The sequence below is a fragment of the Pradoshia sp. Z6_59 genome, assembly GCF_058267515.1.
Genome location: NZ_JBZCPP010000006.1, coordinates 105,238 through 128,817 on the forward strand (window position 1 = coordinate 105,238; position 23,580 = coordinate 128,817).

The 23,580-nt window shown below is 37.6% G+C and carries 25 protein-coding genes and 1 pseudogene; 9 read left to right on the top strand and 17 right to left on the bottom strand.

Going from position 1 to position 23,580, the window contains the following annotated elements; all coding sequences use genetic code 11:
- Positions 1-1,362: an aspartate kinase gene (locus AC4D4B_RS08360; protein ID WP_490995298.1), complete on the bottom strand. Its 1,362-nt coding sequence runs from the start codon at positions 1,360-1,362 to the stop codon at positions 1-3.
- A gap of 332 nt (positions 1,363-1,694) precedes the next feature.
- On the opposite strand from AC4D4B_RS08360, the gene AC4D4B_RS08365 reads away from it, so the two are divergent.
- On the top strand, positions 1,695-1,871 hold the full coding sequence (locus AC4D4B_RS08365) for a hypothetical protein (protein ID WP_490995299.1): 177 nt from the start codon (positions 1,695-1,697) through the stop codon (positions 1,869-1,871).
- Between the two features lie 280 nt (positions 1,872-2,151).
- Here the strand turns inward: AC4D4B_RS08365 and AC4D4B_RS08370 are convergent, their stop codons facing one another.
- The 4 genes from AC4D4B_RS08370 to AC4D4B_RS08385 form a co-directional block, all read right to left on the bottom strand.
- Positions 2,152-2,682 carry a tetratricopeptide repeat protein gene (locus AC4D4B_RS08370; RefSeq protein ID WP_490999641.1) on the bottom strand — a complete coding sequence of 177 codons (531 nt, stop codon included), beginning with the start codon at positions 2,680-2,682 and terminating at the stop codon, positions 2,152-2,154.
- A gap of 211 nt (positions 2,683-2,893) precedes the next feature.
- The gene (locus AC4D4B_RS08375) at positions 2,894-3,448 is read right to left on the bottom strand and encodes an RNA 2'-phosphotransferase (protein ID WP_490999642.1); all 555 of its coding nucleotides are present in this window, start codon (positions 3,446-3,448) and stop codon (positions 2,894-2,896) included.
- 388 nt (positions 3,449-3,836) lie between these two features.
- The gene (locus tag AC4D4B_RS08380; protein ID WP_490999643.1) at positions 3,837-4,400 is read right to left on the bottom strand and encodes a hypothetical protein; all 564 of its coding nucleotides are present in this window, start codon (positions 4,398-4,400) and stop codon (positions 3,837-3,839) included.
- 37 nt (positions 4,401-4,437) lie between these two features.
- Entirely contained in the window at positions 4,438-4,803 is a 366-nt protein-coding gene (locus AC4D4B_RS08385) for a DUF1878 domain-containing protein (protein ID WP_490999644.1), read from the bottom strand.
- Between the two features lie 99 nt (positions 4,804-4,902).
- Between AC4D4B_RS08385 and AC4D4B_RS08390 the strand changes: the two genes are divergently transcribed.
- Positions 4,903-5,049 (top strand): hypothetical protein, encoded by a 147-nt coding sequence (locus AC4D4B_RS08390; protein ID WP_490999645.1) that lies wholly within the window; start codon positions 4,903-4,905, stop codon positions 5,047-5,049.
- Between the two features lie 66 nt (positions 5,050-5,115).
- Entirely contained in the window at positions 5,116-5,463 is a 348-nt protein-coding gene (locus AC4D4B_RS08395) for a hypothetical protein (protein WP_490999646.1), read from the top strand.
- A 63-nt stretch (positions 5,464-5,526) separates the two neighbouring features.
- Here the strand turns inward: AC4D4B_RS08395 and AC4D4B_RS08400 are convergent, their stop codons facing one another.
- On the bottom strand, positions 5,527-5,976 hold the full coding sequence (locus AC4D4B_RS08400) for a hypothetical protein (protein ID WP_490999647.1): 450 nt from the start codon (positions 5,974-5,976) through the stop codon (positions 5,527-5,529).
- A gap of 185 nt (positions 5,977-6,161) precedes the next feature.
- Here AC4D4B_RS08400 and AC4D4B_RS08405 point away from each other — a divergent pair, with 185 nt between their 5' ends.
- Positions 6,162-6,890 (top strand): NAD-dependent deacylase, encoded by a 729-nt coding sequence (locus tag AC4D4B_RS08405; RefSeq protein ID WP_490999648.1) that lies wholly within the window; start codon positions 6,162-6,164, stop codon positions 6,888-6,890.
- Positions 6,891-7,079: 189 nt separating this feature from the next.
- Positions 7,080-7,415, top strand: a complete 336-nt coding sequence (locus AC4D4B_RS08410; RefSeq protein WP_490999649.1) for a L,D-transpeptidase — start codon at positions 7,080-7,082, stop codon at positions 7,413-7,415.
- Between the two features lie 196 nt (positions 7,416-7,611).
- Here AC4D4B_RS08410 and AC4D4B_RS08415 read toward each other — a convergent pair whose 3' ends face one another.
- From AC4D4B_RS08415 to AC4D4B_RS08435, 5 genes and pseudogenes are all read right to left on the bottom strand, one after another.
- Positions 7,612-8,175, bottom strand: a complete 564-nt coding sequence (locus AC4D4B_RS08415; protein WP_490999650.1) for an NAD(P)/FAD-dependent oxidoreductase — start codon at positions 8,173-8,175, stop codon at positions 7,612-7,614.
- A gap of 65 nt (positions 8,176-8,240) precedes the next feature.
- Positions 8,241-8,399: a hypothetical protein gene (locus AC4D4B_RS08420; RefSeq protein WP_490999651.1), complete on the bottom strand. Its 159-nt coding sequence runs from the start codon at positions 8,397-8,399 to the stop codon at positions 8,241-8,243.
- 72 nt (positions 8,400-8,471) lie between these two features.
- Positions 8,472-8,825: a VOC family protein gene (locus AC4D4B_RS08425; RefSeq protein WP_490999652.1), complete on the bottom strand. Its 354-nt coding sequence runs from the start codon at positions 8,823-8,825 to the stop codon at positions 8,472-8,474.
- Positions 8,822-9,856, bottom strand: coding sequence for an S-adenosylmethionine:tRNA ribosyltransferase-isomerase (locus AC4D4B_RS08430; RefSeq protein WP_490999653.1), 1,035 nt, complete (start codon positions 9,854-9,856; stop codon positions 8,822-8,824). Before AC4D4B_RS08430 ends, AC4D4B_RS08425 begins: the two co-directional genes overlap by 4 nt.
- Positions 9,856-10,576: pseudogene (locus tag AC4D4B_RS08435) on the bottom strand (SDR family oxidoreductase). The gene AC4D4B_RS08430 and the pseudogene AC4D4B_RS08435 overlap by 1 nt, the downstream one beginning before the upstream one ends.
- A 152-nt stretch (positions 10,577-10,728) precedes the next feature.
- Between AC4D4B_RS08435 and AC4D4B_RS08440 the strand changes: the two are divergent.
- Entirely contained in the window at positions 10,729-11,847 is a 1,119-nt protein-coding gene (locus tag AC4D4B_RS08440; protein ID WP_490999654.1) for a GAF domain-containing sensor histidine kinase, read from the top strand.
- A gap of 12 nt (positions 11,848-11,859) precedes the next feature.
- Complete coding sequence (locus AC4D4B_RS08445; RefSeq protein ID WP_490999655.1) at positions 11,860-12,492, top strand: response regulator; 633 nt, start codon at positions 11,860-11,862, stop codon at positions 12,490-12,492.
- Between the two features lie 141 nt (positions 12,493-12,633).
- On the opposite strand, the gene AC4D4B_RS08450 is transcribed toward AC4D4B_RS08445, so the two are convergent.
- From AC4D4B_RS08450 to AC4D4B_RS08475, 6 genes are all read right to left on the bottom strand, one after another.
- Complete coding sequence (locus AC4D4B_RS08450) at positions 12,634-13,827, bottom strand: MFS transporter (protein WP_490999656.1); 1,194 nt, start codon at positions 13,825-13,827, stop codon at positions 12,634-12,636.
- Between the two features lie 425 nt (positions 13,828-14,252).
- Positions 14,253-14,885, bottom strand: coding sequence for a response regulator (locus tag AC4D4B_RS08455; protein WP_490999657.1), 633 nt, complete (start codon positions 14,883-14,885; stop codon positions 14,253-14,255).
- A complete protein-coding gene (locus AC4D4B_RS08460) occupies positions 14,882-15,919 on the bottom strand; it encodes a sensor histidine kinase (protein ID WP_490995306.1) in 1,038 nt (345 codons plus the stop codon). The genes AC4D4B_RS08455 and AC4D4B_RS08460 overlap by 4 nt, the downstream gene beginning before the upstream one ends.
- Complete coding sequence (gene liaF, locus AC4D4B_RS08465; RefSeq protein ID WP_490995307.1) at positions 15,916-16,644, bottom strand: cell wall-active antibiotics response protein LiaF; 729 nt, start codon at positions 16,642-16,644, stop codon at positions 15,916-15,918. The genes AC4D4B_RS08460 and liaF overlap by 4 nt, the downstream gene beginning before the upstream one ends.
- Positions 16,645-16,749: 105 nt before the next feature.
- Positions 16,750-17,397: a PspA/IM30 family protein gene (locus tag AC4D4B_RS08470; protein ID WP_490999658.1), complete on the bottom strand. Its 648-nt coding sequence runs from the start codon at positions 17,395-17,397 to the stop codon at positions 16,750-16,752.
- Between the two features lie 16 nt (positions 17,398-17,413).
- The gene (locus AC4D4B_RS08475; RefSeq protein WP_490995309.1) at positions 17,414-17,761 is read right to left on the bottom strand and encodes a lmo0954 family membrane protein; all 348 of its coding nucleotides are present in this window, start codon (positions 17,759-17,761) and stop codon (positions 17,414-17,416) included.
- Between the two features lie 293 nt (positions 17,762-18,054).
- Between AC4D4B_RS08475 and AC4D4B_RS08480 the strand changes: the two genes are divergently transcribed.
- Together AC4D4B_RS08480 and AC4D4B_RS08485 are read left to right on the top strand one after the other, a co-directional pair.
- On the top strand, positions 18,055-18,468 hold the full coding sequence (locus tag AC4D4B_RS08480; protein ID WP_490995310.1) for a GNAT family N-acetyltransferase: 414 nt from the start codon (positions 18,055-18,057) through the stop codon (positions 18,466-18,468).
- Positions 18,469-18,859: 391 nt separating this feature from the next.
- Complete coding sequence (locus tag AC4D4B_RS08485; RefSeq protein ID WP_490999659.1) at positions 18,860-23,575, top strand: Ig-like domain-containing protein; 4,716 nt, start codon at positions 18,860-18,862, stop codon at positions 23,573-23,575.
- The last annotated feature ends 5 nt before the right edge of the window (positions 23,576-23,580 follow it).

Consider the following 23,580-nt stretch of genomic DNA (forward strand, 5'->3'; position numbering starts at 1 on the left):
TTACACGCTCACACTGGTAAAAAATTCATTGTAAAGAGCAGCCACTGCTCGGTTTTCCTGAAGTTCTTTCACACCAAACATCATGCTGACTTCAGAAGACCCCTGATTGATCATTTCGATATTGATGCCGGCATCAGACAAAGCCTTGGATGCCCTGGCAACCGTACCAACATTCGAACGCATTCCCTCTCCTACAATCATAATCAAGGATAAATTGTGTTCAATTTTCACTTCGTCAGCCTCTAATTCCTCTATAATCCGGTTTCTAATAATCCCTTCAAGCTCAGAGTCCATTTGATTCTGTCTTAAAATAACAGTCAAATCATCAATTCCAGAAGGAACATGCTCATAGGACAACTTTAAATCCTCAAGGATTTGAAGAAGTTTACGTCCAAAGCCTATTTCTCTATTCATTAAATACTTGCTAACATAAATGCTGCAAAAATCATTGTCACTTGCAATACCGACAACCGGACCATTGGTTAACTCTTTTTTATTCACAATCATGGTCCCAGGAGATAACGGATTATTCGTATTTTTAATATTCACTGGAATCCCTGCTTTAAAGGCGGGAATTAATGCTTCATCATGTAAAACACTAAAGCCAGCATAGGAAAGTTCACGCATTTCTCGATACGTCAATACACTGATTTCCTTTGGTTTATTAATAATCGTTGGATTAACAGAAAATACGGCATCAACATCTGTATAATTTTCGTATAAATCAGCTTTAACTGCATTAGCCAGAATTGCACCTGTAATATCCGAGCCGCTCCGCGGGAACGTCATCACCTTTCCATCCGTTGTATAACCAAAGAATCCCGGAAATATGACGATCCCTTTTTTATTTCTTAAATGATACAGATTGGCATACGATTCTGCTAAAACCTGAGCATTCCCCGGCTCATCACTGACGATTAATCCTGCCTCACGAGGATTCATATATTCAGCCTCAACACCTCTGGCTTGGAAAAAAGCAGCTACCAATTTGGCATTATTGTCTTCTCCACTGGCTTTAACGGCATCCATAAACTGCCCCTTATCACTTAGGTCTCCATTAAGAATTTCCAATAAATCAGCTTTAATTCTTTCGACGACAGAGCCTGAAATAGATAAATCTTCTGCTATTAATCGGTATCGATCAATAACCATATCAAATAAGTATTGATCACAAGCCCCATTTAACCAGCTTTCTCCACATGCAATGAGCAAATCAGTCACTTTTGTATCGGATGAAAATCGTTTACCTGGTGCCGAAACTACCACAATTTTACGTTGTGGATCTGATACGACAATCTCAAAAACTTTATTCAACTGCTCACCGGATGCAAGAGAAGTTCCCCCAAATTTAACTACTTTCATTCTGCATATCCCCTATGTTTAATTTTCAGATAATATAAACTATTATCACTTCTCAGCGCTAAAGTTTCAAGAGAAAATATGAAAAATTTCAAATAATATCCATTGTAACTTCCATTCTTTGAAAGTAAGCCTACTCTTCAAAGAATGAGAATGGCTGATTGCCTCATGAAGGCGTAATAAATATTCTAGATATCGATCATATTTTGATACCGCGGAAATGAGTAAATGGTACATTTTAGACACAAGTCGAAAATATATTTTAAAAAAACAATAGATTACGAGGAAAAATAAGGTAAAATCATTATAATATATTGTCTGGAGGGGGTTAACTTATGTTTGTGGCATCTTTATTTGGATTTATTTCTATATTGGTATACTTAGGAATTATCGTTTTTATTATTTATGTAGCACTTACTATCTTAAAGTTAATGAAACAAAAAAATGAATATCTAAAGGAAATTCGTGACGAAATCAAGAAAAGTAATAGCATCAATCAGTTAAATCCATAATCTTGATACAGTCCTTTATTCTTTATAACTTGTACCAATAACAATAGAAGGACCGTCACTATGACTTGCCCTTTTTAAATTCTTGAATTTTTTAGTAACTATTATTTTACTTCTTCTTTATTTAATTTACTCCAATTGTACCAACCGTAAATCACATCGATCGTCCACGAAACATACATGGCAACCAGAGATCACTGTCCAATCATATAGAATGCTTCTTCTAAGTAAAAAGGTTATATACAGTTAGCCTATTCTACCTACAGGGTGAGGTAATTCCGATTTAAGGATTGTCTAAATCTAAAATTTCATCAAGGTGCTGGGCATAGTATGAAATACCACGCTTATAGTACTGAAGGATTTCATCATTTGTAGTTTCCATTAGATTCATTAAGACAATTTCCATAGCCCTTTTATATTCCCCTGTGTTATATAATGCCATAGAATAAAAGACTTGCAGGGCTCGATGTTCAGGAAATTCCGTCACACCACGATGAAGGATGTCAACAGCTTCTTTATAATATCCCAAAATCCGGTAACTGCTTCCTAAACCAAGGAAACATCTTTGTAGATTAGTACCGGATAGACCTTTTTCGATTGCTTTAACATAGTATGGAATTGCTTTTTTACATAACCCAGAATTATCAAAGGCAATCCCAATTTGATAATTTATTTCTGCATTTTCTGGATCATTTTCTGATAGATTTAACAGAAGATTAAGTGCATGATTTAAGATAGCCGAATCCTGTTTTGCACGACCATCTTCCCGCATCGCAATAGCATTATCCAGAAGCTCACGTACATTTTTATCCATTTATTCCCACCTCATTATTTCTTGTAATTTACAATCAGCCGCCTTCCCCTTGTTTCCTACATTCGACAATATTGAATGAAACCCCTTTTTAGAAAAGTACAATTAGATCCAGATTTCTAAAATAGTTGTTATAAATCATCGCAGAACGAAGGGGCAAGAAATATTTTGATGAGATTTTGTTAAGAGTTCTAGCTAACACATCTACTAAATGTTACATCCCTCTTTTATCTTTTTCATTGCCCTCCAAAAACTCAACCGGTACTGTTTTTGTTAACCAAACATGATTTTTTGATCGATAAAACACATATCCTTGTTTCATCATTTCACCACTTCGTACACGATACACAACCGGTTTTCCATGGCGTTTTCCTACATTGATTGCCGTTTCTTCATCAGATGATAGATGAACATACAAACGACTCTTTGGAATCAGTCCCATACGTTCAATGGATTCTGTATACTTTTCTCCTGTACCGTGCCATAAAAACTCCGGTGGGTCCACGATTTCCAGCTCTACATCAACCGAAATGGAATGTCCTTGATTTGCTCGAATAAGCGTCTTGTCCTCATTAAAAGCGTATCTCTGCTTATCATCGGTTCGCACAATTTCCTCTAAGATGTTCATATCAAAAGGATATTTTTTAGAAATACCCTTAATCAATTCCTCGACATTCGCCCATCCATGCTCGTCCAGGGTTATTCCGATCGATTCCGGTTTGTGACGAAGAATCAAACTCATAAACCTGCTCGCTTTAATCAAACTCATTTTTGGGTCCTCCTTTATAACAGAAAAAATGCGAATAGAAACTCCACGTTCGAAGCTGATTCTCGATTATTCGAATAGTTTCTTCTATTCTCTCATAAAACGCGTTGTATTTTCGCGAAACCAATGATTTATAATAGCCGATTGGCTCATGATATAATGATGAAATAACCATTTATATAGGATCTAAAATAGGAGGCAAATATTTTGTCCAAACTAGCTACTTTATTAAAAGAATCTAACTACACCGTTATCTTCACAGGTGCAGGTTTTTCGACTGAGATAGTCCAGTTACACCGTATTTGTAAATAGGTCAATAATCATGTAAATATACACTAATAATAAGGCATAAAAAGCGGCAGGCTCTTCAATGAGTTCTGCCGTTAGTTTGTTATTCGGTTTCCTCTTCATCCATGGCTCTTCTAAAGCGAGCCCTTGAATCAACCTCAGAGTATTCAGCTCGTAAAAATCTATATGCATTATCAACCGTTTCAATAACGGATTTACCCTCTACATATTTTATATAGTTCTGTCTCTGATTTTTATATTTATCATTTTCTAGTTCAATTAAATTCTCTACATTCAGCCATATAACTTCGGAAGTGTAATCCTCCTGATAATAGCCTTTTATAATCCAACTTTTCTGACCAGTCGTACCTATTAATTTCATAAAAGACATCACGTGTTTTATCGAATTAAAAGCGTATCTAAGTCCTTTTACATACCTCCCGCCAACGTTATCTGATTTGCGATTATTATAGCTACCATCTTCGTTATTGTTTAAACGGTGCCACTCATCTGATATGCAAATCCACATTAGAAGTTCAGTTAACGCGGCGGTTATAGATGTACTATTTTGTGTACCCTCTGCGTTCAGATACTCGTGAAACCTTTTATGCGACTCTATTAAACCGTTATTAATATACATCAATCTGTGCTCTTCTATACTGTTCACTATACTCACCTCCTCCTTATAACCCTCTTTTTCATATCTATTTATATTGGTTTTTATATGCTTCTAAATAACTTTGAAACTTGGGCTCGTCTCCATATAACGCTTCAAAAACTTCTTGGAACTTTCCTTCTTCGTGTAAAGTTTTCGCTACATCTTCAGCGAAGTGGTAATTATGAATATGTTGGAGCACGATTTCTCCAACCTGCACTTCATAATTTGAGCTACTCACGATTTCCCCATTATCTACAGCATCTCTATATTCAACAAATAAATCTATCAAAGCTTTATGCTGACCTCTATTTACTTTGTAGTCATACATCAGTCTACTGAAAGCTGTATTTTCGAATAATAGATCTTGCCTAAATTCTATAAAGTTCAACCGTTCCTCTAATTCTGTATCCATTACTATCACCTCCTCCTTATTACCTATATTCGACAAAATGGAAGTAAATCCCTTTTAATGTGGTAGAGATAAATATACTTCTTAAAAGGGGATGCTTGCATGGATAAAGAAGAGGAGAAAACAGAGGGCGAAATAATGAAGTCTCGCATTGAAGAAGTTATGTCTAGGATATTTTCGGACAAATACGATGCAAAGATTAAGATAAAGTTTGTGCCTAAAGATGAACATAAGAATAAGAAAAAGTAAAAATCGTCGAATAATATATACTTGTGATTTCCATTTGTTACAATAAAAAGAAAGGAGGTTTTTAGAGTGGACACAAATAATCAATATATTTGCCCAATCTGCAAGGAGGGGACGATTGAAATCATAAGTGAACGAACGGGACCGCCAGGCTTCAGGGAAACAGATTATTATTTCGGCGAGATGACCTGTGACTGTATTACCTATAAATGTGATGCTACTGCTATTGCAATCAAATATTCAGCAGACGAAAACGCGATTAAAACAGATATCTGTCAAGATTGTCACGAAGAAAAAGCTACAATACACTACCCGGTAAAATCATGGGCTGGTGAATATAAAGACATTTGTCCGAGCTGTTTTAAAAAGGAAATGGAAGCTTTAGAGACAAAATGGGCGAAAGAACATCAAATGTGATAAGAGTAAAAAAGAAGAGGGGTTGTAGCTTTCGCTAGCCCCTCTTTTTGTAACCGAATTCTTTTACTCTAATTCTTCTTTCTTTTTACTCCACAGAACTTTATCGATGATAGTAAAAACTTCGTTCTTAAAAAACTCATCGTTTAATAAACATGCTAACACGCAACCAGATCGAGACATAGCGTGTAAAGTAGATGAAAGCATGTAGTCATCTTGAAGAAAATAATCAATAGTGTCATCGTCTATAATATACACGATTACATCCATATCTTTGTAAAATGCATAATACTTCATAAACGAACCGTCCCTCTTCAAATACTCTTCCAACTCATGCAACATATGAATTCTGTCAATGACGTACTTCGCTTCAAGTGGATTGTTATGCTCTGGAAAAGATACACTTAAAAACGTAAGCGAATCTTTTAAGTCTTTCTGAATTTGCTCACTCAATTTTTTCTTAAGTTCATCCACCTTTGCCTGCCTCAAATGTTTCTCCGACAATCTTTCACTCATGTTTCTTTTCTCCTTTTCAAATAAAAATTAAAGAGAACAGCTAGGCTTTTAACCCTCGACTCAGATACGAATCTACTGTTCTCTCATAATATGCGTTGTAATTTTCGCGAAACCAATGATTTAGAATAGCCAATTGGCTCATGGTATAATGATGTACATAGGACATAAAACAGGAGGCAGATATTTTGTCCGAACTAACTAATTTGTTAAAAAATTCCCAATATACGGTTGTATTTACAGGAGCTGGAATGTCGACTGAAAGCGGATTACCAGATTTCCGCTCAACTAATAACGGATTGTGGAAGAAGCAAGATCCAGGCACTATTGCCAGTACAGATGCACTTAATCAAAATGTCAAAGAATTTTTTGAATTTTATCGCCAGCGTGTGGTAGGAGTGAAGGAACACGGCCCACATAAAGGCCATTCTATTCTCGCTAAATGGGAACAGGAAGGTATTATACAAAGTATTATCACGCAAAATGTGGATGGATTCCACCAGGAAGCCGGCAGCAATCGAGTAGCAGAGTTGCACGGAACCTTACAAAAGGTACATTGCCAAACATGCGGTAAGGAATATGGCAGTGAAATGTATTTAAATGAATCCTATCAATGTGAGTGTAGCGGCAAGCTTCGCCCATCCGTCATTTTATTTGGTGAAATGCTGCCTGAAAAACCATTCATGATGGCTGAGGCTGAAAGTAAAAAAGCAGACCTGTTTATTGTTCTCGGGTCATCGTTATCAGTGACACCTGCTAATCAGTTCCCTTTAATTGCTAAGCAAAATGGTGCGAAACTGGTTATTATTAATTTAGAGCCAACTAATTTTGATTTTTATGCCGACCTTGTGATAAATGATCGTAAAGCAGGTGAGCTTTTAGCAGAAATAGATGCCGAGTTATCTGAAAATAATTAAACAGATTCATGCCAATCTTTGAGAAGAAGAATGGCTTTTTATATGCAGTTATCTTCTATCTCAGTACCTGGAAGCTGTACAAATTAGTACTAAACAAAGGGCTCTGTTCGTATATATTGCTGCTAATGTCTGTTAATTAACAAATACCTAAATTACTTCATACAATATTAAAAATTGGAGTTGTTATTCATGGCGAGATGGATTGACATATCAACATCGAAACATCAATTAAAACTTTTTGACGGAAATAGGCTGATAAAAGCTTACCCAATTGCAGTTGGAAAAATGTTATCACCTACACCTTCTGGGACATACAAGATAATCAATAAACAACGTAATCCTGGAAGACAATTCGGGGTTCTTTGGATGGGTTTGTCAAAGCCTCATTACGGTATACACGGAACAAATACCCCAGCTTCAATCGGTAAGAATGTCTCACATGGCTGTATTAGGATGTTTAATCATGATGTTCTAGAATTATCATCTAGAGTTCCAATTGGTACTCGGGTTGTTATTCATAAATGACTCTGTTAATCTAGCTTCCCTTACTGCATAATTTTGGTCCAATACGACATAAAAGCATCACTTCTCTATTCAACTAATCTTCGCCTTAGTTGAATAAGAACAGGAATTCAAAAACGAACATTATCTACAAACAGAGTCAAACAAAAAAACGACCCACTAATGAGCCGTTACCATATCATTCTACCATTCATTTAAATTAAGATTTAAGAATATCGTGGTCCACATACCGTTCCCCATTCAGAGAACTGATAACATTAATCGCGACTCTTGCTCCGTCCCCTGCTGTAATAATTGTATGCATGCTCACACCTGCAACTGTACCGGCTGCCCAGACATGGTCAAGATAGGTTTTACCGGAATCATCGACATCAATCACTTTTTTAATACGTGGTTCAGTACCATCCTTTGTTTTGATGCCTGAAGCTTCAGCGAGGTCAACTAACATACCGGAAGCCAGAATCACTTCACTTGCCATATAGTTGGTTTCATCTGTTTGGATGATCACTCCATCATTCGCCACTTCTATTTTTTCAACCGTTGCAACCTTAAATTCAGCGCCGAATTTCTCTGCCTGTTTTTTACCGATTGCAATAAGATCAGGTCCAGCAATTTCTTCTACACCATAATGATTTTCAATCCAGGCACGTTTAGTGACACTTTTATCATTATCCAACACTAATGTTTTTTTACCTGCTTTGGCAGTGAATAATGCAGCACTCGCACCGCTTGGTCCTGCTCCAATAACTATAACATCATACATATCCTCAAACCTCCCCCAACCAATTATAAAATCCCTCTTATTATAACGGAAATAATTACCAAATTCTATCGAAGAGATTTTTCCATCGATATCTGACCAATCGTTTCAGTGAAACCAAGTTCTTTTATAATAGGCACAATTTCTTTATTAGCAAATGGTAGGTTAATAATCTGCTTAAATACCTCAACTGACTGGAAGACATGTTTTAAAAGACCATACCTCATATTCCTATCAGCGTTATGTTGAAATCCACATCTGTACTTTATTCATTCGTAAGATGTTCGCTTGCAGAAAGTCTAAATCCTCTTTAATAACTCAATACGTTCACCATTATTCCCCTCAACAAAAACAATTGTCCAGCCATTTTCCAACCTTATTGGCCCCTCCAAAATAGATACATTAAATTCATTTAAAATTTGTAAACAATCTGTTTCAAAACATATATGTGCCTCGTATAAACCTTTTTCATCAATCATTCCATTTTCAATCAATTCAACCCTTAATCGGTCATTCACTAAGAATACGATTTTTTCTCCATCCAACTCCATGTATTGTTCAGTGCGAAATCCCAGATATTTTTCAAAAAAGAACCTTGTAAATTCGAGGCTTCTCACCTCAAAACCGATGTGATGGAAATTCAACATTTTCATATAATTAAGTTCACATCTCCAAACTCATGCCATAAATACCCCTTTAGTACGGCTTCCTCATACGTTTTAAAAAGGAACTCCGAATCAATAAAAGCAGTGAGCATATCCAAATGGCTCGCCTCAGGTTCATGGAAACCGGTGAGGATACCATCAACTGCCTTCATACGATAATCAGGCCCGATATACAAATGGGTGCTACCCTTAAGCTTTTCAGTTAGCATAGCTGCCTCCAAAGCACGAACGACCGTAGTTCCAACTGCAATAACTCTTCTTCCCTCTTCTTTCGCATGCCGAATCATATCCATTATCTCCACGGGAATTTGATAGGTTTCAGGATTGGTTTCCGGTTTTACCGGCCAGTAGTCATCCAGTAAATAGCTCAAGCCTGTGTGAAGCTGAATAAACTGAAGCATCACTCCCTTTTTTTGAAGATTGAAAAGCATTTCCCAGGTAAAAGCTCGGCCAGCAGATGGCATTTCAACGGAGCCAGGGACTGAGGCATAGACCGTTTGATAGAAGTTTAAATCAAGTGCATGTTTCGTATATTCATACCGAATGGGTTCTCCTTTTTGATATAAATAATGCAAAATATGATCCTCTGAATGAGAAAAACAAATCCTCCACAAAGGGGTAGCTTCTGCCCTGCCTCTTATCTCTCCTTTCAATTGTCCCTCCGAAAAAATGAGCATATCTCCAGCTTCTATATCTTCATGCAGGGCCAGCACATCCCAGGCGTTATTCTCAATCTTTTTTGCAAACCTTACTTCTACAGCTTCTGCTTTAACGATGCCCTTCCTAGTTATAGTTGCCCTTGCTGAGGCAGGAATTGTTCTGCTATTATTTAAAACCAGAATATCACCTTTCTTCAGATACCGGTCCAAGTGGAAAAATTGAGTGTGTTCCATTGTTCCAGTCCTTTTGTCTGTCACCATTAGCTTGACTTGGTCCCTTCTCATCCCTCTGAACTCAGGAGGTTCAGACGCATTCAGTTCCTGAGGCAGAAAAAAAGTCTTTTCGAGAGGCAATGCCATTAAAATCCCTCCTGTTCAAGCTCAAAGTTCTGGGCTTCAAACCGTTTACCGTTAATATGCCGTGAATGATCAGAGGCTAAATAAACAAAGGCATCCAATACCTCTTCCGGTTTTGCAAGTTCCTCATTATGATCAGGGTCTGCCAATGCATACATATCCGTGTCCATGCTGCCTGGATCAACCATATTAATTCTTATATTCGTTTCCGAAAGCTCATCTGCCCATGTTTCAGTCAGCCCTTCCAGCGCAAACTTCGAGATTCCATAGGCCCCATCCTGCATACCCTATTTGCCCAGCTTCTGAAGTGACATTGATAATCGAACCTTCATTACGCTGAAGCATTCCAGGAAGAACACGTTTTGTGACCATAAATGGACTTAAGGTGTTTGCCTTTATAACATAAATGAAATCAACCTCTGAATAATCCAGTAAGAGCGGCATCGGGCTAGGCCCGAGTACTGCAGCATTATTAATTAAGACATCAATTTGACCAAATCTGCTTTCTGTCATGGATATAAAAGCTTCAATATCACGCTGATTTGTAACATCCGCTTTTACTGCCAAAACTGTACTGCCCAATTCCTCAGTCAATAATTTTACTTCATGTAACCGCTCTTCTCCCCGTGCACAAATGGCGAGATTGTATCCTTGTTTTGCAAAGGCTAGGGCCAATGCTTTCCCTAAACCTTTTGATGCTCCTGTAATCACAACTGTTTTCATGATTTATACCTCCTAATGAATCTTATACTTATAGGGTATTGCAAAAAGACATCCACGCCCTCGGAGGTTAGATGGATTTAAGCTACATCTTTAGTAGTACTCCCCCATAAAAAATGTATAATAATAACAAAACATTTTTTAAGGAGACTAAGGTGATCCGTAAAATTTTTCTCTCAGAGATTCATATATTGAAGGAAATCGCTGAAACATTAAATGAAGGCACTGATTTAAACGAGGTTTTGACTCAAGTATTAAAGAAGCTTCTAAAAATAACCTCCTTGGAAACCGGCTGGATCTTTCTTATTGACGAACAGGGCAATTACAAATTAGCTGCTTCCGAGGGTCTGCCGCCTGCTTTAAAAATCTCTGATTATGAGCCCATGTGTACAGGTGACTGTTGGTGTGTGAATAAATTTTTAAAGGATAATCTACATAAAGCTTCGAACATTATGGAATGCAAGCGGTTGGAAAATGCAAGATTGAATCAATGGGGTGACACCTATGGCCTTGTTTACCATGCTACTGTTCCCTTATCAGCTGGGGATGAAAAATTCGGTGTACTAAACGTAGCCGTAACGAATAAAGAAAGATTTGAAGCAGAAGAGTTGGGTCTCTTAGAATCCATAGCCTATCAAATCGGAAATGCCTTGAAACGAATCCATTTAACAAAACGGGAGCAGGAACTGAAAGTTGCAGAGGAACGAAATCGCTTGGCACGGGACCTGCATGATTCTGTAAATCAATTACTTTACTCTATTAATGTGACATCAAAAGCCGGAACCAATCTATCAAAAGAGGATTCCATTAAACAGATTTTTGCTGAAATTGGGAGGATGTCACAGCATGCACAGGCTGAAATGAAGGCATTGATTTGGCAATTGCGGCCAGATGGACTGAAAAACGGACTCGTTTGCGCCCTCAAATCATACGCTGAAATACTCGGTTTACAGGTTATCGTTCAGGTGAAAGGGACAGGATCTCTCCCTTCAAAAATCGAAGAAAACTTATGGAGGATTGGGCAGGAAGCCTTCAATAATGCGATTAAATATTCCGGTCAAAAAGAAGTCTTACTATCTCTTGAATACAAACAAAATCATATTATCATGTCGGTTGAAGATAGCGGAGTAGGATTCGATATTTCATCAGCAAAGGGAATGCCGAGCATCGGGCTCAAAAGTATAGAAGAACGCGTAACAGCCCTTCAAGGTAAATTTAGCATAATTAGCAGTAAGAACTCCGGCACCAGTTTAACGGTAGAATTGCCATACTAAAGGAGAATTTTAATGACGATAAATATTGTTTTAGTGGATGATCACCATGTCGTTAGGAAAGGGCTGGCACTATTATTAAACAGCCATCCAGATATGAGTGTAATTGGAGAAGGAACAAACGGTAAGGAAGCAATTGAACTGGCCAAAAATCTGACACCCGAAATTATGTTAATGGACTTACTAATGCCTGTAATGGACGGAATTGCGGCAACAAAACACATTGTAGAAACCATACCGAATGTGAAAGTTTTAATCCTCACCAGCATGTCAGATCAAGACCATGCCATTCCTGCCCTGGATGCGGGAGCCAGTGGCTATCTATTAAAGGAAAGCGACCCAGAGGAACTAATCCTAGCTATTAAAAAGGCAGTAAACGGAGAAACCTATATTCATTCCAAAATTACGGCAGAGTTAATGACAGCTATGCAAACGAATAAATCCAAGCAGACTTCGTTAGAATCATTGACTCAAAGAGAAAAGGAAGTTCTCAAGGAAATCACTAACGGCAAAAGCAATAAAGAAATCGCTTCAGCACTTTACATAACCGAGAAAACGGTAAAAACTCATGTATCCAATATCCTGTCTAAGCTAGAGCTGCAGGACCGTACTCAGGCTGCTCTTTTTGCGATACGAAATGGTTTTTAATTGATTTGGATTCGCCGCTATTTTATTGGGGGTTATATCCTCTTCCAATCACATTCATCCCGTAAAAAAAGAAAAAAGAAAATCTATATAAAAATCCAGGTGATCAATGACTCACCTGGATTTTTATACGTAATTAAGCAATTAGCGAACTGCTTTCTCACGGGTTATAAGTACGTAAATAATCATCGACATGAATACGGACACAGCCGCTGTCATATAAATGCTGCTGTAGCCAAATGAATGTCCAATCTGTCCGAAAATCACGGCTCCTATCCCTATACCTAAGTCAAAGAACGAGTAAAATGTAGCATTAGCCATTCCTTTTCGATTTTGAGGAGCCTGATCAATTGCCCATGCCTGCAAGGCTGGCTGAACACTACCAAAGCCAAATCCATAAAGAAAAGCCGCAAACAACATCATGCTCGTACTAGGCAGCCAGGATAGTAATAGCATAGCAATAAAAATTAATAATGTCCCCGGTATAAATACAGCCTTGTGCCCTTTGCGGTCATATAATTGCCCGGCAAACGTTCTTGTCAACATAACAGATAATGCATAGATAACAAAATACCACTGGATTCCATCGATTCCCTTTTGTGTTGTATATAAAGGAAGAAAAGTAGCTATTCCCCCAAAAGTAAATGTGATGAAAAATGCCAGTATGGATGGTTTTAACGAGCTTTTTTCATATAGATCCAGTATCTTCTTACCAGTTGGCTGGACAGTCACTTTCTCAGCTTTCTTGAACTTAATCTGCGTTGCTACCAGCAGAGCAATAATTCCTAGAATAGCACAAATTAAGAAAAACTGATTAAATGGCATCATAACAACCAAAGCAAGACCAAGAGATGGCCCAATAGCCATCGCAATATTTCCGGACAGCCCAAAGTAACCCATTCCTTCACCCCGTCTTGATGCCGGAACCAAGTCTGAAGCAACCGTACCAGTAGCTGTAGTTAATGCTCCCCAACCTAATCCTTGAATAATCCGCATCATGAACAGCAAAGCAATACTTGCCATAAAGCCAAATGAGCCTAGGGTAAGGATAACAACAATTAAACCTCCGAAATAAACAATTCGTCTTCCCTTCGTTTCCAATGCCTTGCCGGCAAAGGGCCTAATCAGCAAAGCTGAAAATGTGAAAATCCCGACAACCGCTCCTATAAGCTGGTCACTTCCACCGAGATGTTTAACGTACAACGAAATTGTCGGCAAGGTCATTTGAAAACCTAAAAAGATCAGGAAGTTTGTAATACAAATGAAGACAAAATCTCTTGTCCATATTTTTTCCTTCTTTAATTTTTGTTTAACTCCTTGTTGTGCTTGATCAATCATTTTATACCTTCTTTCTGCTCCTTTACATTATTTATCTTACCCGAATACGAAACTATCTTTCTATGGAAATTTAAAAAATACACAAAAAATCCCCTCTTCTATCGACAAGGGAGTGATATATTGTTATTCCCATCTGATAGTATCCTACACTATTCTGCAGTAAAGACTACTTACTAAAATGGATTTATATATTATCTTTCCTTTGATATTGATAGATTCTACAGCTGAATCTACCAACAAAATCTATTTCTGATTATGGAATACCCAACTCACTATATACTTGAATATATACCCACCAATAAAATAAAAGAGCTCAAATCCATTTGTAATAGAACAGTGGGAGTTGAGCTTTACTATTTATTATTAAAAATCATAACATAAATGATCTTAACACAATTGATTAGCATACTCATTCAATCGGTAATCTATTTTGTTAATTTATGATGGAAAGCATAAATTACTGCCTGGGTACGGTCCTGAACCTGAAGTTTACCTAATATATTGCTCACATGCGTTTTAACTGTTTTAAGTGCAATAAATAATTGATCTGCTATCTCTTGGTTCGTCTTGCCTTCCGCCATTAATAATAAAATTTCCATTTCTCTAGATGTTAAATCTTCGTGCAAATCTCTTTTATTTGCATTCCTAAATTTAGACATGAGTTTATCTGTCACTTCCGGTACCAGAACGGATTGCCCCTTATAGGTTTCGCGTATCGAATCTGCTATTTCACTTGCTTTCGATGTTTTTAGCATATAGCTGATTGCACCTGCTTCAAGAGCAGGGTACACTTTTTCATCATCAACAAAACTCGTCACAATGATTATTTTTGCCTCCGGCCACTTCGCAAGAATCTGCTTGGTTGCCTCAATTCCATCCATTTCTGGCATCACCAAATCCATCAATATTACATCAGGCTTTAGGCTCAATGCCATTTCGACACCCTTAAGTCCATTTTCCGCTTCCCCTACCACTTCAATGTCGGATAAAGAAGATAAATAAGCAGAAACACCTATACGAACCATCTCATGATCATCTACAAACAATACTCTTATCATACTTTCTCACCTACATTCACTAATGGTACTCTTACTTCGATTCGCGTGCCTTGCTTTGGTACCGAAACCACCTTTAGAATGCCGCCAATTTCTATCGCCCGCTCTTTCATATTTTGCAACCCGTAAGAGCCAGCCTTTGCTTCATCTGCGGTAAATCCAACACCATCATCGATCACTCTCATAATTAAAGAACGTTCATGCTGAATAATATACACTTCCAATAATTGTGCTTTAGCGTGCCGTAATGTATTCGAAACGGATTCCTGGAGGATTCTAAATAGATGATCCTCAATCCCTTTCTCCAATTCCAGATCTTCTACCTTCCATTTTACCGTAAAAGGGATTTTTTGTTTGAGTTCGCTCAAAAGATTATCTACGCCTTCCTTCAAGCTTTTATCCTTTAAATGTACAGGACGGAGATGTAAAAGTAAGGCCCGCATTTCTAATTGGGACTGTTGAATCATACTTTCAACCATCCTAAGCTGTTTTTTCTCCCTTGTCTCTTCATCCCCACCTGATTCATTGATAGCTGACATAAGCATGGAAGCAGCAAAAAGCTGTTGGCTGACAGAATCATGAAGTTCTCGGGCCAATCTGTTTCTCTCCTCTTTAACCATTGCCTGAACTCGTTTTTCCTGTTCCACTGAATTTTCAGTAGCCAGAGCCTGAGAACGTTTTGCCTGATCAAGAAGGACTGTCTGGATTTGTTTTACTTTCTCGACAGATTCAGATAACTCCTTTGTCTTAATCTCTTTTTCCGAAAGGTTTTCCCCGAGGTTCACACTTCGTAATGTATCATTTAACTGATTTATTTCAGATTTATAGAATAACCCGCTTGCAATTCCGAACAAGACACCAAACAACAGGGCAATACTTAGCGCAAATAACAGAAATGGCACATTAAAGATTTTCTTCTCATATAGAGGAGTCCAATCAGAGGAGAAAAAGATTACATAATAACATAAGAATATAGTTAAAAATAGCAGTAGAGAGATTGATATACAGATCAGTAATTGGCGTTTTAGTATACTCATATCCACTTCACCACCAAATTGCCAGCACCAATCGAAGTAACGACCTTTATTTTATAGCTAGCCTCGTTATATCCTTCTGACCTATACATAATTTGCTGATTTCTAAGCTCTTTTTCCTTTTCTTCTAATAAACGCACTTTTCCATATAAACAGGTATGGGATATTTGCACACCAACATCGTACGGTACAAATATTTCAATGTCCCCAATACCATTCCGAATCGAAATGACTGATATTTCCTTAGGTAAGACTGTATTGCTCAAATTGATATGAGTATCTCCGTATACGCTTATCACATTCAGATCATTCCATTCGTATACGTACTCAGGAGTTTGCTGACTTCCAAAAATTCTATTCGTAATCACAGGCTTAGATATTTCACCATTCTGTTTTTCCTGTTCAAACGATTCTTTAGGTTTGATTTGAATAGGTTCACGTCTCTTTTGAAGATGTTGAGAAATAAAATAGAGAAGAAGAATAAAGAAAATGAGCCTGACAATGAATAGATTAATTAAGCCTATAAGACCTGATATTATACCCATCCAAAATATCATTTTCCCAAATAGTTTAGAATAACGGGAATAGCCATAATAAATACAAATTCCCGAAAATAATATGCTAAAAAGAATTTCATGAAAGCGAAAAAAGATAATTTCAATTAAAGCAATGATTAAAATAGCAATTACTATTTTTTCTGCCCAATGGCCTTCTTTATATCTCTGCATATTCCTACCCCCTATCTGTCATTCATCATAGATGAACACCTGCTGATTACTAATCTAAAACAGACGCAGCAAAATACTGCGTCCTACATACTAGAATACCACTTTTTAATTCACTGTTTCCTTCCTTTTTAAATCTTTTTCAATTTCTGCAATGCGGGTATCAATCGTTGCTTCATAATAATTGGGTTTCACTCTATTTTCTATTTGCGTCATATAATCATCAATTTCTAAGGATTGCTGCCCCTCGTTCTCTACTGCATCTTTACCGGACTCCATTAATTTGTCCATTTTATGATGGACCTTTGCAATATTTTCCCGTCCCATCAGCTCAAGTCTCTTTATATGCATATCTTTCAGCTTTTGCTTCATTAAAGTAAACTTCTCTTCAAGCTGCTTTAAATCAAGGCCAATTTGCACAAGCAGATGTTCAATTTTGGCTGAACGATCCTCATAAACCGCCTGTTCCTTAATGGCAAATTCGTATAATTCACTCACATCACCTGCTTCCTTAGCAATATGAGCCTGATGTTTACGTTTATCAGCCATTTCCTTAGCAACCGTTAATTCACGCTTCATTTCCTCTTTCAATCGATATTGACGCTGTATTAGTTGTTGGACCTGTTCAACCTCTCTTTCGGATTGTCTCAAATATTGATTCAATTTTGAAATTGGATTCCGCTCCTCCTGCTTATCGATTAAATCATGAAGATCTGCTTCCACCGAATTTTTCATACGAGTAAATAAATTTGCCATGTTTCCTGCACACTCCTCATTTAAAATTTTTATTTAATTGTTCCCATTCTTTTTCAAAGTTTGTAAATGGATCATCAGGACTCACATAGTCCTTTTCCTGCTTATGCTCCTTATATAGATAATAAAGAACATACATAGCCACCAAGCCAATTAGCGCAGGTATATTACCAACTGAAGCCAATAATGTAATGACCGCAATTGCTCCCCAAACCACTTTCGACACATTTGTATCTGCCTTCATGAAGCCTTTCACGGCAAAATACAAAATAGCTAATGTGATGGCCAATGTAATAATGGAACCAATATTACCGATCACGATTAGACCAGCCACCAGCACAATTAAGATCAATCCGAGATTTTTCATTGATATTCCCTCCTTATGTCTTTAGTTTAGCTTGGAAGAATATTCTTTATAACGACCCTGAGCTTGATTCCCAGCTAGGTCTTGAGGCGTAGCTGAACTAGGACTATTAAAAAGAGCCTGTAGTACTGCTTCCAAAAAAATAGCGCAAAAAATAATTAGGGAATCGAGTATTACAATTGGAGAAGAAAATCCTATCCAGCTAGTGCTGAGATGACTATTTCAAGGACAATGGCTAAGAACCTGGTAAAGAAGTATAGTAAGCTATTAGTAGTATGCAAACAAAGGAGGATATTATGGAGAAAGGAATTGAAATTATACATAACACACCCAGCCCTCAGGAATATATAGATTTGCGAATAGCTGCGGGATTGAGTCCAAAAGAAAAACAGGCCGCTGGTATCGCACTGAAGAATTCAATCTTTGCCGTATCTCTTAGAGAAAACGGAAGGCTAATTGGGATGGGCAGAATTATAGGAGATGGAGGCTGTTTTTATCAGGTAGTGGATATAGCTGTCAGCCCCGATATGCAAGGAATGGGATTAGGTAAAGTAATAATGGAAAATCTGACAGACTATCTAAATAACCATGTGCCCCCTGGAGCATACATCAGTTTAATAGCAGATATTCCAGCTGACAAGCTTTATCTGAAATTCGGTTTTGAATATACCGCTCCCCATTCTGTCGGGATGTATCGAAAAATAATCTAGTTTTAAAGAATACGTACTCAGAGTCCATTAAACTCTGATTTTTTGGTTGACCATTCAGGTCTTCTTTAATAAATGTCCGATATCTCCTCTTATTTGTCTCTCACAAGTTAATCTGGCCTTGTATGTTTTATAAATTCGTACTTTTCTACTTATCCTCTCCTATGTGTTTCTACCCACTCTTCTCTTTTTTTCGAGTATAAATCCAATAATAAGCTAAGACGTATTCACCATTTTTTGAAAAATCAAAAAATTAAAAAGACTATTTATAATCATGGTGTTAAATTAATAGTGTGGTAGATAGTAAGTTATTTACCTTATATTCCATTATTGATAACCAAGGGAGGGATTTTGTAGTTTTAAGTTTTTGACAAATGAAGGGGAGGTTGGAGCTTTGCATTTCAAAAATACTAAGAATGTAGTTTTTGCTTTACTATCACTAGTATTACTCTTATCTAACTTATTAATCGGTATAGGAACAGCGAGCGCTAATACATATGAAAATACTAAACTAAAGCCCTTTAGTAACACAGTAAAAAAGAAACTGGATGTAAGTAAATATGACCCAGATGAAAAGGTACGGGTTATTGTAGAACTAGAAGGTAGCCCTGCAATTGATTACGCCACTAAACAAGGTGTTATGTTTAAAGAACTCTCTAAATCAAAACAATCGGAATTACAATCCACAGTTAAAGATCAACAATCCAATTTTCTTTCCTCTGTTAATAAAAAACGCGTAAAGTTTGATGTGGAAAACTCCTTTACTGTTGTTGCAAACGGAGTCAGCGGTGAAGTGAAGGCTTCGGACATTTCAAAAATCGAGAGTATTTCCACTGTTTCTTCCGTTTATATTGCCAATGAATATGAACGACCGAAAGTAAAACCAGAAATGGTATCAAGTGGAGATATTGTTAAAGCTGAAGAAACATGGGTCAGAGGGTACAATGGTACGGGTACAGTTGTCGGTATTATTGATACTGGAATTGATCCTAGCCATAAAGATATGATTTTGACTGATGAAAGTAAAGCTAAATTAAAAAAATCTGATGTAGACTCAGTTGTATCCAAGAATAATCTCCCAGGAAAGTATCACACTACAAAAGTTCCATATGGATATAATTATTATGATAAAAACCAGGAAATATTAGATTTAGGGCCTGATGCATCCATGCATGGAATGCACGTAGGCGGGACAGTTGGCTCCAATGGCTCTAAAGATGCCGGTGGTATTAAGGGAATTGCCCCTGAAACACAATTATTGGCTTTAAAAGTTTTTGGCAATGATGCTGCTATGCCTTCTACTTGGGGCGATATTTACATTAAGGCTATTGATGACGCCCTCCTGCTTGGTGCAGATGTGCTTAATATGAGTCTAGGATCAACCGCAGGATTCCAAAGTCCGGAAGATCCAGAACAAAAAGCAGTGGAAAGAGCAGTAAATAATGGTGTGCTGATGTCAATCTCAGCAGGGAATTCTGCACAAATCTCTGATGGATATGCAGATCCTCTTGCAATCAATCCTGATATAGGACTTGTCGGTTCACCAAGCGTTTCCAAAGATTCAATTTCTGTCGCATCATTAGAAAACACGCATGTATTTGTAGACAAATTCGAATTAACAATAGGCGGAACGACTTATCCGGCTGGATATAAAACACAGTCCTCTCCTCTGCCACTAGATGTTTTTGGCACAAATGAACAGGATGTCGTTTATGTAGGAGATGGACACCCAGATCGATATAAGGACAAGGATGTAAGGGGTAAAATTGTCTTTGCTGTCAGAACTGGCGCTGCTCCAAACTATGGAGAAATCCAAAAGCAAGCAGAAACTGCAGGTGCAATTGGTGTTATTGTCAGAGGAACACCGGCACATGGCGATTTTGTAAGCATGGCCTTAAACAGCCCTACCATTCCACTAGTTTCACTACGTGTGAGTGATGGCACCATGTTTGAAGAGAAAATCAAAGCAGCCGGTGACATTGGCAAAGTTAAATTTACCGGGGAAATGATTCAACTTGAAAATGGTACAGCTGGTCAATTGTCGACCTTTACTTCTTGGGGAGTAACGCCAAATTTAGATTTCAAACCAGAAATTACGGCACCTGGTGGAAAAATCTATTCCACATTAAATGATAATAAATACGGAGTTATGAGTGGTACATCCATGGCTGCACCCCATGTATCAGGCGGTTCAGCTCTTGTTTTAGAGTATGTAGAAAAAACTTTCCCGAACCTAACAGGCAAGGATAAAGTTCAGCGCGCTAAAACTTTATTGATGAACACATCTGAAACTATTAAAGATCCTGCTGGCACGACATACTATTCACCACGCCGCCAAGGTGCAGGTGTAATGAAATTAAATTCAGCAGTCACTTCACCAGTTTACGTTGTAGCCAAGGGAACTAATGAAGGAAAAGTCACATTAAAAGAAATTTCAACTGATAAGTTCTCCTTCACACTGACAGCTACTAACTTCAGTGAGAAAGATGCAACCTATACAGTTGATACCAGCGTGCTTTCTGACGCTCTATATGTGGCAGGCGGATATACATTTAATAATTTGACTCCTCAGGAAATCAAAAAAGCGATTGTTGCATCCGACAGTGAAATTACCATTGGAGCTGGAAAATCAAAAGATTTCACGATCACAATCGATTTAAAAAATGCCAAAGCTGATTTAGAAAAAGCAATGAAAAACGGATACTTTATCGAAGGCTTTGTTTTCTTAAAAGCCAAAAATGTAGAAGATTCATTACCTACCCTATCCGTACCATTCGTTGGTTTTAAAGGCGATTGGAACAAGGCAAACATTATTGACCCAATGAATAATGATGCTAACTCATTCTACGGATATACAGGTCTCGCTGATTCATATACTGGTGAATTTTACGGTGTTAGCCCATTTGATAAGAACCAAATTGTCGATCCTTCTAAAATAGCTTTTTCACCAAATGGAGATGACCATAATGATACCGTAGCACCAGCCCTATCATTTTTACGAAATAGTAAGACAGTGGAATACAGTATTACCGATACAGATGGTAACACCCTTCGTAAAATAACGACTGATAAGTACCAAAGAAAGAATTATGCAGCCGACTCTGTTGTCACTTTCGACTTCTTAACAGAATGGGATGGCAAAGTAAACAATAAACAAGTCCAGGAAGGCTTGTACTATTACCAAATTAAATCAACGATTGATTTTGAAGGCAAAGAACCTCAAGTATTTAAAATGCCGATTTTGGTCGATAATACAGAGCCAACTGTATCAGAGCTTAAATATGATGATGCAACTAAAACTGTCACTTTTAAAGCAGAGGATACAAAAGCCGGGGCAGGTCTTAAATATATCGAGCTTTCCGTTAACGGTAAAACACTAAAAAATTATGTGGAACCAAATAACAACAATACCTATAGTGTTAATTTAACGGATCAAAAGTATAGCGATGATACCCCTGTCGAAGTGAAGAACGGAGATAATATCAACGTTATAGCACATGATTATGCAGGTAACCGTGGTGCTAAATCATTATTGGATAAGAAGGTTCCTTACATTGTCTCTTGGACACCGGCACCACTTGGAGTCTATGATTATTTGAATGTTGAAATCGATGGATATGTAACGGACGATTCTGAGATGGACTATGTTTGGGTTGAATATGAAGGAAAACGACAAAGCCTACCTCTTGAATGGGATGAAGAAATTAAACAATATTACTTCGAGGATACTCTCGATTTCTCTAAGGAAGGTAAAAAGGACATTCGATTCTATGGAGCGGATGTAGCCGGCAACAAGATTGATTTTAACAGAGAAATCTTCATTGATACAAAAGAACCTACCATTGATATTGACTATAAAGCATTTTCACCAGGCGAAAGCCAAAAGGTTAAGGTAAAAGTTAACGACAACTATAATGCACTGCGGTTACTCGTGAACGGAAATGAAGAAATAAACACGTTTAATGATCTGGGAGATTTACCTGTATACGCACCTTACTCTATATCTAAGGAAATAGAACTTGAAATAGAAGAAGGTGTTAATGAATATGAATTCGTTCTTGAAGATATTGCGGGACACCATGTTACGAAGACAATTGAAATTAATAAAGTTCCTGTACCGGTTCGACCATCTGTAAATACAGTAACAGATGCCAGCACTAAAATCACAGGTACTGCTCCATCCGATTCAAAAGTAACCATCACAGACAAAAAGAACTTAACGCTATCTACAACAGCGGAAAATGGTAAATTCTCAGTAGATTTAAAAACCAAACTAAAAGCGGGTACTAAATTATACGCTACTGTTACAGATCCGAAAACTGGATTAGTGAGCGAAGTAACAACGATCACAGTAACAGACAAAAGCGCTCCTTCTAGTCCTTCTGTTAACGCTGTTTCGGATAAATCAACTACCGTAACAGGTAAAACAGAAGCTGGAGCAGCAGTGACGGTAAAAGCTGGTTCCAAAACTCTTGGTACAGCTACTGCCAATAGCAAAGGAAACTATACCGTCAAAATCAATAAACAAAAAGCTGGCACTTCCCTTTCTGTAACTGCGAAAGATAAAGCTGGCAATACAAGCAAAGCGAAAACGGTTAAAGTGGCCGATAAAACAGCTCCTTCTGCACCTTCAGTCAATACGGTATCTGACAAGTCAACAGCCATAGCAGGAAAGACAGAAGCAGGTGCGAAGGTGACGGTGAAATCTGGTTCCAAAACTCTTGGTACGGCTACTGCCAACAGTAAAGGAAACTACACAGTCAAAATCAAAAAACAAAAAGCTGGCACTTCCCTTTCTGTAACTGCCAAAGATAAGGCTGGCAATACAAGTAAAGCGAAAAACGTTAAAGTCGCAGATAAAACAGCCCCATCCGCACCTTCTGTTAATACGGTCAAGTCAAGTTCTACAAAGGTTACCGGTAAAACAGAACCAAGTGCGAAAATAACTGTGAAAGCAGGATCCAAAACTCTTGGTACTGCGACAGCCAACAGCAAAGGGAACTACACGGTCAAAATCAAAAAACAAAAAGCCGGCACTTCCCTTTCTGTAACGGCTAAGGATAAAGCAGGAAACACAAGCAAAGCAAAAACAATCAAAGTGAAAAACTAATTACC

What these genes read in the sequence shown, in the direction of transcription:
- AC4D4B_RS08360 (WP_490995298.1), bottom strand. Translation starts at nt 1,362, where the DNA reads ATGAAAGTAGTTAAATTTGGGGGAACTTCTCTTGCATCCGGTGAGCAG.
- AC4D4B_RS08365 (WP_490995299.1), top strand. Translation starts at nt 1,695, where the DNA reads ATGTTTGTGGCATCTTTATTTGGATTTATTTCTATATTGGTATACTTA.
- AC4D4B_RS08370 (WP_490999641.1), bottom strand. Translation starts at nt 2,682, where the DNA reads ATGGATAAAAATGTACGTGAGCTTCTGGATAATGCTATTGCGATGCGG.
- AC4D4B_RS08375 (WP_490999642.1), bottom strand. Translation starts at nt 3,448, where the DNA reads ATGAGTTTGATTAAAGCGAGCAGGTTTATGAGTTTGATTCTTCGTCAC.
- AC4D4B_RS08385 (WP_490999644.1), bottom strand. Translation starts at nt 4,803, where the DNA reads ATGGATACAGAATTAGAGGAACGGTTGAACTTTATAGAATTTAGGCAA.
- AC4D4B_RS08390 (WP_490999645.1), top strand. Translation starts at nt 4,903, where the DNA reads ATGGATAAAGAAGAGGAGAAAACAGAGGGCGAAATAATGAAGTCTCGC.
- AC4D4B_RS08400 (WP_490999647.1), bottom strand. Translation starts at nt 5,976, where the DNA reads ATGAGTGAAAGATTGTCGGAGAAACATTTGAGGCAGGCAAAGGTGGAT.
- AC4D4B_RS08410 (WP_490999649.1), top strand. Translation starts at nt 7,080, where the DNA reads ATGGCGAGATGGATTGACATATCAACATCGAAACATCAATTAAAACTT.
- AC4D4B_RS08415 (WP_490999650.1), bottom strand. Translation starts at nt 8,175, where the DNA reads ATGTATGATGTTATAGTTATTGGAGCAGGACCAAGCGGTGCGAGTGCT.
- AC4D4B_RS08420 (WP_490999651.1), bottom strand. Translation starts at nt 8,399, where the DNA reads ATGAGGTATGGTCTTTTAAAACATGTCTTCCAGTCAGTTGAGGTATTT.
- AC4D4B_RS08425 (WP_490999652.1), bottom strand. Translation starts at nt 8,825, where the DNA reads ATGAAAATGTTGAATTTCCATCACATCGGTTTTGAGGTGAGAAGCCTC.
- AC4D4B_RS08430 (WP_490999653.1), bottom strand. Translation starts at nt 9,856, where the DNA reads ATGGCATTGCCTCTCGAAAAGACTTTTTTTCTGCCTCAGGAACTGAAT.
- AC4D4B_RS08445 (WP_490999655.1), top strand. Translation starts at nt 11,860, where the DNA reads ATGACGATAAATATTGTTTTAGTGGATGATCACCATGTCGTTAGGAAA.
- AC4D4B_RS08450 (WP_490999656.1), bottom strand. Translation starts at nt 13,827, where the DNA reads ATGATTGATCAAGCACAACAAGGAGTTAAACAAAAATTAAAGAAGGAA.
- AC4D4B_RS08455 (WP_490999657.1), bottom strand. Translation starts at nt 14,885, where the DNA reads ATGATAAGAGTATTGTTTGTAGATGATCATGAGATGGTTCGTATAGGT.
- AC4D4B_RS08460 (WP_490995306.1), bottom strand. Translation starts at nt 15,919, where the DNA reads ATGAGTATACTAAAACGCCAATTACTGATCTGTATATCAATCTCTCTA.
- liaF (WP_490995307.1), bottom strand. Translation starts at nt 16,644, where the DNA reads ATGCAGAGATATAAAGAAGGCCATTGGGCAGAAAAAATAGTAATTGCT.
- AC4D4B_RS08470 (WP_490999658.1), bottom strand. Translation starts at nt 17,397, where the DNA reads ATGGCAAATTTATTTACTCGTATGAAAAATTCGGTGGAAGCAGATCTT.
- AC4D4B_RS08475 (WP_490995309.1), bottom strand. Translation starts at nt 17,761, where the DNA reads ATGAAAAATCTCGGATTGATCTTAATTGTGCTGGTGGCTGGTCTAATC.
- AC4D4B_RS08480 (WP_490995310.1), top strand. Translation starts at nt 18,055, where the DNA reads ATGGAGAAAGGAATTGAAATTATACATAACACACCCAGCCCTCAGGAA.